We start from the raw sequence: 16,394 nt of genomic DNA, 5'->3' as shown, positions 1-16,394 counted from the left end.
GCAATACCGGCGGTCAAACCGGTGAGCTTATTTTCTGTAATGTCAACCTGTTCATTACATGGAACGAGGTTACAGTATGGATGTACTCGTATGAAACGTTATGCTATTATCCCCCGGCTCCGGCAAAGGTCATTTCAGCTTTAAAATATCACCCACTAGAAAATACAAGATTGGTTCTTATGTATATGACAAGGACAGTAGCATCCCTGAGAAAAGTATGTTCCACTTTAAATATAAACCGGTGCGGAAAGATGATCATTAACCGGCTGGCTATGCTTTTTTTGTTAATAGTAGCAATGATGCTGTCGGCGGGTAGAGCAACAGCACAGGATTATACTTATGCGGACACTTATCTGTTGGTTGAGCGGGGTATATGGCATGACTATTTAGGCACTTTTTATCAGAAGGATGGTATTCCGACGGAAGTAAGAATGGATTCTCTGGGATACTTTGGAACCAATGACGTATATAAGGCACGGATCGCTTATTATCCGGGAGATCTTCTTCTTCAGTATCCCTGGGGTGGATATGCCTGGGTATGGGTCGATGGCCCCTTCCCCTTAATAGACCCACTTGAGATATATCCGATAGATTCCAATGCTTTGGCCGTCATTATGGATGATAATTCGAGGATCAACGAGGATATACCCTATTTTATCGGAACAAATTATATAGTCACACAACCTTACACTGCTCCCTATCATGCCAGGCGTGTCTATGGCATGCCGACTCCCTGGCCGCTAAAAAGTTCGTCTTTTAACAGGACAATCTGTGCAAATGAAGTGCTTTATCTGACGCATGAAAACAGCAATGCAACGATAATGTCTAACGAGTTTGTAACATTTACTGCGGAGTGGGAATATCAGGTAAATGGTGGCGCATGGCAGTACTTTAATTCCACTTATAACTGGGATTATTTTTATTTCCGTCCTGAGGAATATATTCCGGAGTTAAGAGCTGGCAAACAGACGGTGAGATTCAGGTACAGACATAAGGCGGCTTACAAAATCAATACTTATTATTCTCCTTATTCAGCGGCGTCGGATCCGGTTGAGATACAACCGTCGGCGCCGACATTAGCCGGTAATGCTATTCAAACGACGCCATCCTGTCCCGGTACGCAGCACACTGGCGGCATTACAATTCCTGGTAGTGCCATAAATGGCGGATTTTCAACAATGAGATGGATACTGCGGGATGGACCGGCTAGCGGACCTTGCGACCCTAATGGGACTCCAGGATCGACCCCCTGCGGCAGTTTTCTTAAACAAAGTGAGGGTGCTGTGCCTGTTGATAATGGCATTTCTATCACAGATCTTGCACCTGGTAATTATACATTATGGCTATTAAACCCGGGACAGGAATCAGGGAACTGTTATACTCCTTACCCTGTTACTGTTCCAGTGCTGCAACCTTTAACAGTGGCTGAAAACGTAGCCCAGCATATTAATGTATCCTGCTACAATGCAAGTGATGGAACTATCAGTGTTACTGCTGATGGTGCAGATACTAACGCAAGCTATGGGTTTACCCTGCTGTTAGACGGTGTTGTAGTAAGGCCCGAAGCAGCAGGAACAGGAAAGAGTATTACCTGGACTAATCTGGGTGCAGGAACTTATAAGGTACTGGTGAAGAACAGCACCTGTTATATCAACCTCGCATCTATAGATAATATCATTATAACGCAACCCGCACCTGTTATAGGAACGCTTGTTGCGACGTCTCCATTATGTGTTTCTCCTGGTGATGGTAATATCTCCGTTGCTGCAACAGGAGCATCTAATTACCAGTTTAATCTTTATAGTAATGGCTCATTGGTACAACAATCGGGTGTAACCGGTTTGAATACTTACACCTTCACTGACCTGTCAGGAGGCACTTACACAGCGGAAGTCGTTAACAATGATGCACCACTTTGTCCTAAATGGGATAGTACGGTAACATTGAACACACTAACGCCGCTTAATATAAGGTTCACTTCCAAAGATTCTGTGAACTGCTTTGGCGGCAATGATGGTCGTATAGTAGTATCGGCAGAAGGTGGTTCAGGAGCGTACACATTTACACTCACCGGTAATAGTCTTAATAAGTCAAATAGCACTGGCATCTTTACAGACCTGCCCGCAGGAGATTATACCATTACACTGAAGAATCAGGGTACTGGTTGTAACGATGAATCAAGTCTTACCACCACCGTCTTCCAGCGTACCGCATTGAATGTACAACTGCAACAAACTCCCGCTGGCTGTTCCGGGCAATCAGGTGCAATAGTCAAAGCTATTGTAAGCGGCGGTTCCGGCAGCTACAGCTACGACTGGCAGCAATTGAAAAACAATGTGTGGACATCCGGTTCTTTCTGGTTCGATACAGATACCCAGATAGAAGATCTGGCTGCAGGTAGTTACCGTGTGATTATAATTGACAAAAAATCTCCTGCCTGTAGCATTACATCTTCCGAAAGCATAGTCCAGGCAGTTTCTGAAGTACAGATCACTAAGGTAACAGTACAAGATGCTGTCTGCCTGGTAGATGGTGCGCACATATCAATCATAGCTACCGGTGGTGATGGAGCTTATGTATATGAATGGACATTGGATGGTAGTACCTATCATACTTTTACAGCAGCTACAGCGCTGACTGCATCTGGCAACTATAAACTACGTGTTACTGATGGTCGCGGATGCATGACATCTGCGTCAAATACATATGCGGTGACATTGCCAACAGCGCCTGTCAGCTTCACCTACACTTTATCTGATTACAATGGCTATAACGTCTCCTGCAAAGGCAATGACAACGGTTTTGCGCAGATCACTGCTACAGGTGGCAATGGCGGTAGTTACAGTGGCTATACATATGCAATTGACAATGGCACTTATGGCACTGCTTCATTGATAGAACACATCACGGCAGGCACACACCAGCTACATGTAAAGGACGGCCGTGCTTGTATCAGCACAAAGCAGATCACGATGACCGAGCCTGCCGGAACCTTAGGTTTGAAAGTTACTGAACAGGGGCATGCCGGTTGTGGCGCCGATCCTGTTGGTCATATCACTGTAGCACCAACAGGCGGTACCAGCCCTTATAAATATGCGATAGACAATGGTACATGGCAGGATAGCCCAGCGTTCACAGGTCTTGCCGCGGGTGATCATACTTTGCAGGTGAAGGACGCGGGAGGATGTACGAGCAGTATTACCACCACGCTGACCGCTATCTATGCGCCGTTGGCAACTACTGTTGATATTACTGATGTAAGATGCTACGGAGAATCCAATGGCGCACTGCAACTGCATGTAAGCGGAGGAGACGGCAACTACACTTATCAGTGGAGTAGCCCATCATTATCAGGCAGCACCGCTGAGAATATACCTGCTGGAGACTATACGATCAATATCACTGATGGCAAAGGATGTAAACAGCAGGTTATTTATACCATTGACCAACCTAAAAAGCTGGAACTGACATTAACTTCCACCAGCATTTGTGAGGGTGCTAGTGATGGCAGCGTTGATGCCGTAGTAAGTGGCGGCACTGAGCCTTACAAGTATTCATTAGATCATAGTAGCTGGCTGAACGCTGGTTCATTCAAAGGACTATCCGAAGGTAAATACCACCTGGCGGTACAGGATGCGCATGGTTGTGAAGCAAGTGGTGATGCCACTATCACGAAGACCAACGCAAAGCCAGAAGTGAACTTCCTGGTCGCCTCCCGCAGGAATGCTTTTGATACGCTGGTGATAAAAGATATCAGTTTACCGGAACCAGATAACATCAGCTGGTCATACGACCCGAAAGCCGTGCTCTTAGGCTATGACAACGGCACTCCACTGATTAAGTTCACCGATCCGGGTAACTATTGGGTAGAAATGACAGCCACCTTTGGTGCCTGTACATATACACTGAGAAAAGACCTGGAGATAGCTGCTTACGATCCACATGCTGGCCCGGGTACCAGTGTACCTGTACAGGTAATAGACACGGTCATGCTATCACCTAATCCTAACAATGGCAATTTCAACTTTAAAATAAAACTGAACCGTAAACAGCAGATCGTTGCTTATGTGTACGACATGAACGGCATCATCGCAGGCAAGAAGCAGTACGCGCCAACCTTGCAGGTTGATGATTCCTTCTCCGTTGGAGGATCAGTAACAGGCACATTCATCCTCAGGGTGATCACAGAGACAGAAAGCAGGGACGTGAGATTTATTATATCAAGATAACAATCAAACCAGATGATATCAGGAAACAAGCTAAAGAGTAGTTGCCTTGTTACATTCGTCTTTTTAATAGGAGTAATGCTCCTGTCCGGGCATGCGGCTGTGGCCCAGAGTAAGCCCAATGCAATGCTGGACTTTTATACACTCATTGATCGTAGTGAGCCGTCGTATTTTTTAGGAGGACGCATGATTATCAAAGATGGTGATCCCAATTGGGTCCCTTTGGATTCTTTAGGAATGTATGGTCAAAATGAGGTACACAGAGCACACATTATGCTTTATCCACAGGATCTGTATATTGAATTTTACCCTTTTTATCCTTATGGTGTAAACTGGGATGATCTCATAACTGTCGAGAGCCCCTTTCCGGGGATTGACGAATTGGAGATGTATCCTTTAGGGAATGATGTTTTGAGTATACTCTTCGACTTTAACTCAAAAGTCAATGAAGATGTGCCATATATATGGCAAACACAACGTGACGTCTATGGAAATAGCTTTACTTATAAAGCGCGGCGGGTCTTTGGCATGGTGGCCCCTTTTGCATTACAAAGTTCATCCTTTAATACCACGATTTGTGCGAACCAGAATATTGATCTTATATCAGCAGGCTGGAATGTATCGATGACGTCTAATGAATTTGTGACATATAGTACCGAGTGGGAGTACCAGGCGAATGGGGGGCCATGGAAATGGTTGTATTCTTCTGTGTCGACCGATCGTACTGGCAGGGTCGATGCGTTGGGTGTTCATCCTGAAACGGATATCCCGGAAGTGAGAACGGCCCAGCAAACGCTTAGATTCAGATACCGGAATAAAGCCGTATACAAAAGTGGTACGACTTATTATTCCCCTTATTCTCCTGAATCGGATTTTGTATATGTACAACCCTCGGCCCCAACGGTAGCCAGCAATGCTATTCAAACAACTCCATCCTGTTCCGGTACTCAATATACCGGCAGTATTACAATTCCTGGTAGTGCTATCAATGGAGGCTTTTCAACAATGAGATGGATCCTGCGGAATGGCGAGTCCACCGGACCTTGTGACCCTAATGCAGCCCCTGGTGCTGCTAACGCCTGTGGCAATTTCCAGAAAGAGAGCGACGGTGCTGTGCCTGTTGCGAATGGTATTTCTATCACAGATCTTACACCAGGCAATTATACACTATGGGTATTAAACCCCGGACAGGAATCAGGGAACTGTTATAGTCCTTACCCGGTTACTGTTCCAGTACTGCAACCTTTAACAGTGGCTGAAAACGTAGCCCAGCATATTAATGTATCCTGCTACAATGCAAGTGATGGAACTATCAGTGTTACTGCTGATGGTGCAGATACTAACGCAAGCTATGGGTTTACCCTGCTGTTAGACGGTGTTGTAGTAAGGCCCGAAGCAGCAGGAACAGGAAAGAGTATTACCTGGACTAATCTGGGTGCAGGAACTTATAAGGTCCTGGTGAAGAACAGCACCTGTTATATCAACCTCGCATCTATAGATAATATCATTATAACGCAACCCGCACCTGTTATAGGAACGCTTGTTGCGACGTCTCCATTATGTGTTTCTCCTGGTGATGGTAGTATATCTGTCGCTGCGACAGGAGCGTCTAACTACCAGTTTAATCTCTACAATAATGGATCACTGGTGCAGCAATCGGGAGTGACTAGTTCAAACACTTACACGTTCACTGACCTGCCGGGAGGCACTTACACAGCGGAAGTCGTTAACAATGATGCACCGCTTTGTCCGAAATGGGATAGTACGGTAACATTGAACACACTAACGCCGCTTAATATAAGGTTCACCTCCAAAGATTCTGTGAGTTGCTTTGGTGGCAGTAATGGCCGTATAGAAGTATCAGCGGAAGGTGGTTCAGGAACGTATACATTTACACTCACTGGCAATAGTCTTAATAAGACAAATAGCACTGGTGTCTTTACTGACCTACCTGCGGGAGATTATACCATTACACTGAAGAATCAGGGTACTGGTTGTAATGATGAATCAAGTCTTACCACCACTGTCTTCCAGCGTACAGCATTGAATGTACAACTGCAGGAAACTCCGCCTGGTTGTTCTGGTCAGCCAGGTGCAGTTATCAAAGCTACCGTAACCGGAGGCTCCGGCAGCTATAGCTATGATTGGCAACAACTGAAGAATGGTGTGTGGACATCCGGTTCTTTTTGGTTCGATACAGATACCCAAATAGAAGATCTGGCAGCCGGTACTTACCGGGTGATCATTACTGATAGAAAATCTCCTGCTTGCAGCATTACATCTGCGGAAAGTACCGTTGAGACAGTATCTGAAGTACAGATCACAAAAGTAACAGTACAGGATGCTGTCTGCCTTGCAGATGGCGCTCATATAACAGTCACAGCTACCGGTGGTGATGGCGCCTATCTCTATGAATGGTCATTGGATGGAACTACTTATCACCCTTTTACAGCCGCTACAGCTTTAACCACATCTGGCAACTATAAACTGCGTGTTTCCGACGGACGCGGATGTACGGTCTCTGGGGCTACTACTTATGCTGTCACACTTCCCCCAGCACCTGTCAGCCTCACCTTTACTTTATCTGATTACAATGGATATAATATCTCCTGCAAAGGCAATGATAACGGCTTTGCACAGATCACTGCTACAGGCGGCAATGGAGGTAGTTACAGTGGCTATACATATGCAATAGATAATGGTGTGTATGGCACAGCTTCACTAATAGAACACATTACAGCAGGCACACATCAACTGCATGTAAAAGATGGTCGTGGTTGTGTCAGCACACAACAGATCAAGATGACCGAACCTGCTGGTACATTAGGTTTGAAAGTCACAGAGCAGGAGCATGCCGGTTGTGGCGCTGACCCTGTTGGTCATATCACTGTAGGGCCTCAGGGAGGAACAAGCCCTTATAAGTACGCTATAGACAATGGCGTATGGCAGGATAGTCCTCAGTTCACAGGTCTTGCCGCGGGAGATCATACATTGAAGGTGAAGGACGCAGGAGGTTGTACGAGCAGTATTATCACAACACTGACTGCTATCTATGTTCCATTGGCAACCACAGCAGATATCACAGATGTGAAATGCTATGGAGAATCCAATGGCGCTTTGAAACTCCATGTAAGTGGGGGAGATGGCAACTATACCTATCAGTGGAGTACGCCATCATTATCCGGCAGCATCGCAGATAATATTCCATTCGGAGATTATATTATCAACATCACTGATGGTAAAGGTTGTAAACAACAGGTTACTTATACCATCGATCAACCAGAGAAACTGGAACTGGCATTAACCTCCACCAGTATCTGTGACGGAGCAACTGATGGCAGCATCGATGCTGTTGTGAGTGGTGGCACCACACCTTACAAATATTCAATGGATCATGGTAGCTGGCTGAACGCTGGTTCATTTAAAGGCTTATCCGAAGGTAAATACCACCTGGCGGTACAGGATGCGCATGGCTGTGAAGCAAGTGGAGATGTGACTATCACGAAGACCAACGCAAAACCTGAAGTGAACTTCCTGGTAGCCTCCCGCAGGAATGCATTTGATACACTGGTTATCAAAGATATCAGCTTACCAGAGCCGGACAACATCAGTTGGTCTTATGACCCGAAAGCTGTGTTCTTAGGCTATGACAACGGTACTCCGTTGATTAAGTTCACTGATCCGGGCAGCTATTGGGTAGAAATGACTGCCACTTTTGGTGCGTGTGCTTATACTGTGAGAAAAGACCTGGAGATCAGCGCTTATGATCCTCAGGCGGGCCCGAGTTATAGTGTACCTGTACAGGTGATAGACACTGTGATGCTCTCTCCCAATCCAAACAATGGCAATTTCAACTTCAGGATAAAACTAAACCGTAAACAACAGATCGTTGCTTATGTGTATGATATGAACGGCATCGTAGCCGGCAAGAAGCAGTATGCGCCAACACTGCAGGTAGACGATTCCTTCTCTGTTGGAGGAACTGTAACAGGAACATTCATCCTCAGGGTCATAACAGAAACTGAGAGCAGGGATGTAAGATTCATTATATCAAGATAACAAACATACCAGATGATACCGGGAAACAGGCTAAAGAATTGTTGCCTAGCTTTATTTTTATTTTTTATAGGAGCAATGCTCCTGCCAGGAAGTCGTGTTGTTGCGCAAAATTTGCCCCAGGCGAAGATGGACTTTTATATGCTTATTGATAATACTGTTCCCCATGACTATATCGGTTATCTGCAGACAAAGGATGGTGTTCCTGATTGGATAACATTAGATTCTCTGGGAGAGTACGATCAACACGTGGCATACAGAGCAAACATTACACTTTGGCCAGGCGACCTGTTTGCGGCCTATGAGCCGAGTTTTTTTTACTATTATGGGGTGGGTTTCTCTGATCCGTTACAAGAAGCGGGTGTTTATGGGTATTTGGCATACCCTGTAAGCAACGATGCCCTGAGTGTTTTTGCTAACCCTAACTCAAAGATCAGGGAAGATATACCATATGTGGAATGTACACAAACGGCTTTCCATGGGCAAGTTGGATACCTGATGACCTATCGTGCCCGGCGCGTCTTTGCTATGCCAACTCCGTTCAAGTTATCAAGCCCTTTTGATAATAAAACAATCTGTGCGAACCAGCATCTGAATTTTCTTTCTATTGGTATAAATGCATTAGCAGAGTCTAACGCATTTCTGACATTGACTGCTGAATCGGAATATCAGGTAAATGGAGGTGAATGGAAATGGTTCCATTCTTCGCCTCCAATATGGGCCTTTGAAGGGGCGCAAGAGGGCTTGTTCATTCTTCCTGAAGAGAGTATTCCCGAAGTGAGAGATGCTAAACAAACACTGAGGTTCAGGTATAGGTACAAAGCTCTTTATAATAGTGGAACCGCCTATTATTCTCCTTATTCTCCCGTATCAGATCCTGTAGAAATACTGCCATCTGCGCCAAGAGTCGCTAATGATGGTATTCAGATCACGCCATCCTGTGCCGGTGGGCAGAATAATGGAGGCATTACTATTGCAGGCAGTGCTATCCAGGGAGGATTTTCAACAATGAGATGGATCCTGCGGAACGATACGGCTACCGCACCCTGTGATCCGACTGCCAATAGTTGTGGTGACCTGAATCAATGGAGCAACGGGGCTGTGCCCGTTGCTAATGGTATCTCCATTTCAGGGCTCGCTCCCGGTACTTATTCATTATGGCTGTTAAATCCGGGCGCTGACGCCGGCAGTTGTTATACTCCTTATGTGGTGACTATCCCTGAACTGCCAGCGCTGGCAATAGCAGAGAACACTGCCCAGCATGTTAATGTATCCTGTTACAATGCCAACGATGGCTCAATCAGCGTTACTGCTGCCGGTGCAGATACTAATGCAATTTACTACTTCACCCTGCTGTCCGGCGGTGTTGCAGTAAGGCCTGAAACAGTTGGAACAGGAAAGAATATGACCTGGACTAACCTGCCGGCAGGGATTTACAAAGCGCAGGTGAAGAATAATACCTGTAATAGCAATCTTGCATTTACAAGCGATATCACTATCTCACAACCAGCACCTATCACAGGATCGCTTGTTGCGACGTCTCCATTATGTGTATCTCCTGGTGATGGTAGTATATCTGTCGCTGCGACAGGCGCGTCTAATTACCAGTTTAACCTTTATAGCAATGGCGCTCTGGGGCAGCAATCCGGCGTGACCAGTTCTAATACTTACACCTTCACCGACCTTCCTGGAGGTACTTATACAGCAGAGGTAGTGAACAATGATGCTCCGCTTTGTCCGAAATGGGATAGTACACTTACATTGGGTACATTAATACCCCTGGCTGCGAAATTTGTCTCCAAAGATTCTGTGAGCTGCTTTGGCGGTAATGATGGCCGTATCGAGGTAGCAGCAGAAGGAGGTTCAGGAGCCTATACATTCACACTCACAGGGAATGGTCTTAATAAGGCCAATAGCACCGGTGTCTTTACAGACCTACCTGCAGGCGATTATACCGTTACATTAAAGAATCAACAAGCGGGTTGTAATGATTCATCAAGCCTTAACGTCACTATCTACCAGCGTACAGCATTGAATGTACAACTGCAACAAACAACACTTGGTTGTTCAGGTCAGCCCGGTGCAATTATCAAAGCTACCATAAATGGCGGTTCTGGTAGTTACAGCTACAACTGGCAGCAACTAAAGAATGGTGTCTGGACATCTGGTTCTTTCTGGTTCGATACAGACACTCAAATAGAAGACCTGGCCGCCGGTACTTACCGGGTCATCATTACCGATAGAAAAGCGCCTGCTTGTTCAGTAACTTCCGCAGAAAGCACCGTCCAGGCAGTATCAGAAATACAGATTACGAAGGTAACAGTACAGGATGCAGTTTGCCAGGCAGATGGGGCCCATATATCACTCACAGCTACCGGTGGTGATGGCACTTATCTGTATGAATGGTCATTGGATGGTACTACTTATCATCCTTTCACGTCAGCTACTAATCTGACGACAGCTGGTAACTATAAGCTGCGTGTTTCTGATAGTCGTGGATGTATGGTATCTGCTCCTGCTACTTATGCAGTGACATTGCCACCAGCACCTGTTAGCTTCACTTTTACATTATCAGATTACAACGGATATAATGTCTCCTGTAAAGGCAATGATAACGGCTTTGCACAGATCACCGCTACTGGTGGTAACGGTGGTAGTTACAGCGATTATACTTATGCACTGGATAACAGTCCATATGGCACCGCCTCACTGATAGACCACATCACAGGGGGCATACATCAGCTGCATGTCAAAGATGGTCGTGGCTGTATCAGTGCACAACAGATCAACATGACAGAACCAGCTGGTACATTAGTTCTGAAAGTGAGTGAGCAGGCACATCCCGGCTGCGGTTCAGACTCTATCGGTCATATTACCGTAGCTCCTGAAGGCGGAACAAGTCCATATAAATATGCGATCGACAATGGTGCATGGCAGAACAGTTCGCAGTTCACAGGGCTTGTAGCAGGTGATCATATTATATGGGTAAAAGATGCCGGAGGCTGTACCAGCAGTATCACCGCAACATTGACAGCTGCGAATACTCCAATAGCTACTACAGCTGACATCACAGACGTGAAATGTTACGGCGAATCTAATGGTGCTATCAAACTCCATGTAAGTGGGGGAGATGGTGACTATACCTATCAATGGAGTACACCATCGTTATCAGGCAGCGCCGCAGATAACATTCCATTCGGAGATTATACCATCAACATCACCGACAGCAAAGGTTGTAAACAACAGGTCACTTATACCATCGGCCAACCTGAAAAGCTGGAATTGAAATTAACAGCCACCAGCATCTGTGATGGTGCAAGTAATGGTAGCATTGATGCTGTAGTAGGCGGCGGTACCAAGTCTTACAAGTATTCCCTGGATCATGGCAGCTGGCTGAACGCTGGTTCATTTAAAGGATTATCCGAAGGGAAATACCACATGGCAGTACAGGATGCGCATGGCTGTGAAGCAAGTGGAGATGTGACTATCACCAAGACCAATGCAAAACCTGAAGTGAACTTCCTGGTTGCCTCCCGCAGGAATGCGTTTGATACGCTGGTGATAAAAGATATCAGCCTGCCAGAGCCGGACAACATCAGTTGGTCATACGACCCGAAAGCAGTGCTCTTAGGCTATGACAACGGTACTCCGCTGATTAAGTTCACTGATCCGGGCAACTATTGGGTAGAAATGACAGCCACCTTTGGCGCATGTACTTATACTGTAAGAAAAGATCTGGAGATTGCTGCTTATGATCCCCAGGCAGGTCCTGGTTATAGTGTACCTGTACAGGTAATAGACACCGTAATGATGTCACCTAATCCAAACAATGGCAATTTCAACTTTAAAATAAAACTGAATCGCAAACAACAGATCGTTGCTTATGTGTACGATATGAACGGCATTATAGCCGGCAAGAAACAGTATGCGCCAACCTTGCAGGTAGATGATTCCTTCTCTGTAGGAGGATCTGCAACAGGAACATTCATCCTCCGTGTAATAACAGAGACCGAAAGCAGGGATGTAAGATTCATTATTTCAAGATAACGATTAGATGGCACAACAATACAAGGGCAGGATACGTCTTGCCCTATTCTTCCTTTTGATAGGAACAATGCTGCTGAATGGTACCAGATCTTTCGCGCAGATGGATGGCAAACAGCAAGTTTATATGTATTTGCTGATTGATAATGATTACCCACATGAAGACTTTGGCAGCCTGATTGTTAAAGATGGTAATCCGGATGTGGTCACGCTTAGTCAGCTGGGATACCACGGTGAGTTTGACGTTCAAAGCGGATATATTTCTCTCTGGATAGGGGATGTGAGTTACACATTAAATAATCCGTTTGGTTATGGCGTTGATGTGCAATGCCCCGACGTTCCATATGATCCCGAGATGCTATACCCCCTGGGCAATGATGCGATAAGTATCATTAACGACCCCAATTCCAGGATCAAAGAAGAGATACCATATACCATATGTACGGCCTACAGGCAAAACAATTCCCCGGCTGTTTTCCGGGCCAGGTGGGTTTACGCGATGGCTGAGCCTCTCGCACTACAAAGTCCTTCTTTTGGAAGGAGGATCTGCGCAACTGAAGGTGTTTCCCTTAGACCTATAGGAGAGAATGTAGTGACGGGATCAAATCAGTTTGTAACATGGTCGACTGAATATGAATATCAGTTAACGGATAGTATATGGAGGCCATTGTATTCAGGAGGAAGTGCTTATGGTACTGGCTTTCTTCCTTACCAGGCAATTCCCGAATTGAGGAATGGTATACAAAGAGTTAAGTTTAGATACCGGATGAAGGCCGTCTATCCAAGTCATACTTATTATTCGCCTTACTCAGTAACAACGCCTTCAATCGAAATACTGCCCGCTGCGCCGACGATAGCTGACGGAGGTATTCACACCACGCCTTCCTGCGCCGGTAGCCAGAATAATGGTACTGTTACAATTCCAGGCAGCGCTATCAAGGGCGGATTCTCGGATATAAGATGGACGCTGCGGAATGGTACAGCTAACACGCCTTGTGACCCAACTACCAGTAGTTGTGGCGACCTGATTCAGTGGAGCAACGGTAACGTGCCTGCTGCCAATGATATTTCCCTCACCGGACTTGCTGCTGGCACATATACGCTCTGGATGATCAATCCCGCAGCAGATGCCGGTAGTTGTTTCACCCCTTATCCTGTGGTGATCCCCGAGCTGCTACCCCTGACAGTAACTGAAAATACTGCCCAACATGCAAATGTTTCCTGCTTCAATGCCAACGATGGTTCCATCACCGTCACTGCTGCAGGTGCTGATGAAACAGCTTCATACGCTTTTACTTTATTGTCTGGGGGTGTTGCGGTACAACCTGAAACAACTGTAAACGGGAAAACTTTCACATGGAATAACCTGGGTCCGGGAACCTTTAAAGCACAGGTGAAAAACAGCACCTGTAATATCAACCTCGCCTTTACAAATGACATCATTATAACACAACCTTCGCCTGTCAGAGGAGCGCTTGTTGCTACATCTCCATTATGTGCATCTCCCGGTGATGGTAACATCTCTGTGGCGGCAACAGGAGCATCCACATACCAATTCAATCTGTATAGTAACGGATCATTGGTACAGCAATCAGGAGCAACTACTATAAATGCCTACACCTTCACCGATCTGCCGGGAGGTACCTACAGAGCGGAAATCGTTAACAATGATGCACCGCTTTGCCCTAAATGGGATAGCACGGTAACATTGAGCACATTGACACCATTGACCGTAAAGTTCGTCTCCAAAGACTCTGTAAGTTGCTTCGGTGGTAACGATGGCCGTCTGGAGGTAACAGCAGAAGGAGGCTCGGGAACATATACGTATACACTTTCACGCAACAATAGTACTGATATTACAAGCAGCACCGGCATCTTTACTGGCCTGACCGCCGGTGATTATACCGTTACACTGAAGAACCAGGGTCCAGCTTGTAATGATGCATCAAGTCTTATAGCCACCATCTTCCAGCGTTCAGCACTGAATGTACAACTGGCACAAACGCCATCCGGCTGTGATGGTCAGACAGGTGCTGTGATCAAAGCAACGGTAACCGGTGGTTCTGGCAGTTACAGCTACGACTGGCAGCAGCTAAAGAATGGTGTGTGGACATCTGGCGCTTTCTGGTTCGATACAGATACCCAGATAGATGATCTGGCAGCTGGTACTTACCGGGTTGTTATTACTGATAGGAAGTCTCCCGGTTGTAGCATTGTATCTGCAGAAAGTATTGTCCAGGCAGTATTTGAACTACAAATCACCAAAGTAACGGTACAAGACGCTGTCTGCCTGGCAGATGGTGCTCATATATCAATCACTGCTACCGGTGGCGATGGTACTTACCTGTATGAATGGTCACTGGATAGTAGCACATATTATCCATTCACAGCTGCTACAGTTTTAACTACCACAGGTAACTACAAACTTCGCGTTTCTGATAGCCGTGGCTGTATGGTGTCTGCGCCTGCTACTTATGCAGTGATATTGCCATCAGCACCAGTCAGCTTTACGTATACTTTATCTGACTACAATGGATATAATATTTCCTGCAAAGGCAATGATAACGGCTTTGCAAAGATCACCGCTACTGGTGGTAATGGGGGTAGTTATCGCGCGTATACTTATGCATTGGACAATGGTGCATATGGTACAGCCTCACAGATAGACCACATCACGGCAGGCACACATCAGCTACATGTGAAAGATGGCCGTGGCTGTATCAGCACACACCAGATCTTCATGACAGAGCCAGCCAGTACATTGGGACTGCGGGTAACAGAAAAAGAACATCCTGGTTGTGGTGTAGATCCTATTGGCCATATTACTGTAGCGCCGGAAGGAGGAACAAGCCCTTATAAGTATACGATAGACAATGGCACATGGCAGGATAGTCCTGCGTTCACAGGGCTTCCCGCAGGTGATTATACCTTGCGTGTACGTGATGCAGGTGGTTGTATTGCTGACACTATAGTAACATTAACAGCTACATATGCTCCAATAGCTACCACTGCAGATATTGCCGACGTGAAATGCTATGGAGACTCTGATGGTGTAATTGCTTTGCATGTAACAGGTGGAGATGGTAATTACACTTATCAATGGAATACGCCATCCCTATCAGGTAGCACTGTAAATAATATCCCATCCGGAGATTACACGATCAATATCACCGACAACAAAGGTTGTAAACAGGAAGTTACATATACTGTGCATCAACCTGAAAAGCTGGAACTTGAACTAAGAACTACAAGCATCTGCGACGGCGCCACTGACGGTCGGATCGACGCGATAGTAAGCGGCGGTACGACACCTTATCACTATTCACTGGATCAGAGTAGCTGGCTGAACGCCGGAATATTCAACGGATTATCCGAAGGAAAATATCAAATAGCTGTACAGGATGCGCATGGTTGTGAAGTCAGTGACGATGCAACTGTCACTAAGAGCAATATAAAACCGGACGTCAACTTCCTGGTAGCCTCCCGGAGGAATGCGTTTGATACGCTTGTAATAAAAGATATCAGCTTACCAGAACCAGGCAATATCAGCTGGTCTTACGACCCGAAAGCTGTGCTCTTAGGATATGATAACGGTACTCCGCTGATTAAATTCACCGATCCTGGCAGCTATTGGGTAGAAATGACAGCCACCTTTGGTGCATGTACTTACACAGTGAGGAAGGAGCTGGAGATTGCTGCCTATGATCCGCAGGCAGGTCCAGGCTATAGTTTGCCTGTACAGGTGATAGACACCGTAATGCTCTCGCCCAATCCTAACAACGGTAACTTTAATTTCAGGATAAAACTCAACAGGAAACAAAAGATCGTTGTTTATGTGTATGACATGAACGGCATCATAGCCGGTAAAAAAGAATATGCACAGACCTTACAGGTAGATGATGCATTCTCTGTAAGCGGATCCACAACGGGAACATTCATCCTCAGGGTCATAACAGAAACTGAAAGCAGGGATGTCCGGTTCATCATTTCCCGATAGAAAACTAAAATACCACAAAAAAGAAACCGTCTCATAAATAAATGAGGCGGTTTCTTTTATCGATACCCATA

General features: G+C 45.9%; 4 protein-coding genes. All 4 read left to right on the top strand.

The genetic code is table 11. The features are described from left to right. Positions 1 to 272 precede the first annotated feature (272 nt). The 4 genes from F3I09_RS30090 (at position 273) to F3I09_RS30075 (ending at position 16,323) form a co-directional block, all read left to right on the top strand. A complete protein-coding gene (locus F3I09_RS30090) occupies positions 273 to 4,229 on the top strand; it encodes a SprB repeat-containing protein (protein ID WP_188134014.1) in 3,957 nt (1,318 codons plus the stop codon). A gap of 270 nt (positions 4,230 to 4,499) precedes the next feature. Then, positions 4,500 to 8,285 carry a SprB repeat-containing protein gene (locus tag F3I09_RS30085; protein ID WP_188134013.1) on the top strand — a complete coding sequence of 1,262 codons (3,786 nt, stop codon included), beginning with the start codon at positions 4,500 to 4,502 and terminating at the stop codon, positions 8,283 to 8,285. Between the two features lie 126 nt (positions 8,286 to 8,411). Continuing rightward, positions 8,412 to 12,329 (top strand): SprB repeat-containing protein, encoded by a 3,918-nt coding sequence (locus F3I09_RS30080; RefSeq protein ID WP_188134012.1) that lies wholly within the window; start codon positions 8,412 to 8,414, stop codon positions 12,327 to 12,329. Between the two features lie 7 nt (positions 12,330 to 12,336). Further along, positions 12,337 to 16,323 (top strand): T9SS type A sorting domain-containing protein, encoded by a 3,987-nt coding sequence (locus tag F3I09_RS30075; protein WP_149698761.1) that lies wholly within the window; start codon positions 12,337 to 12,339, stop codon positions 16,321 to 16,323. Positions 16,324 to 16,394: the final 71 nt, after the last annotated feature.

The sequence above is a fragment of the Chitinophaga sp. CF418 genome (assembly GCF_900142925.1).
Taxonomy (GTDB): domain Bacteria; phylum Bacteroidota; class Bacteroidia; order Chitinophagales; family Chitinophagaceae; genus Chitinophaga.
The sequence above is the reverse complement of the archived record's forward strand: the minus strand, read 5'-3'. Positions and strand labels throughout refer to the sequence as shown.

Bases quoted from the DNA above. Each gene is read 5' to 3' on its own strand.
- F3I09_RS30090 (WP_188134014.1), top strand. From the start codon at position 273: ATGCTTTTTTTGTTAATAGTAGCAATGATGCTGTCGGCGGGTAGAGCA.
- F3I09_RS30085 (WP_188134013.1), top strand. From the start codon at position 4,500: ATGCTTTATCCACAGGATCTGTATATTGAATTTTACCCTTTTTATCCT.
- F3I09_RS30080 (WP_188134012.1), top strand. From the start codon at position 8,412: ATGGACTTTTATATGCTTATTGATAATACTGTTCCCCATGACTATATC.
- F3I09_RS30075 (WP_149698761.1), top strand. From the start codon at position 12,337: ATGGCACAACAATACAAGGGCAGGATACGTCTTGCCCTATTCTTCCTT.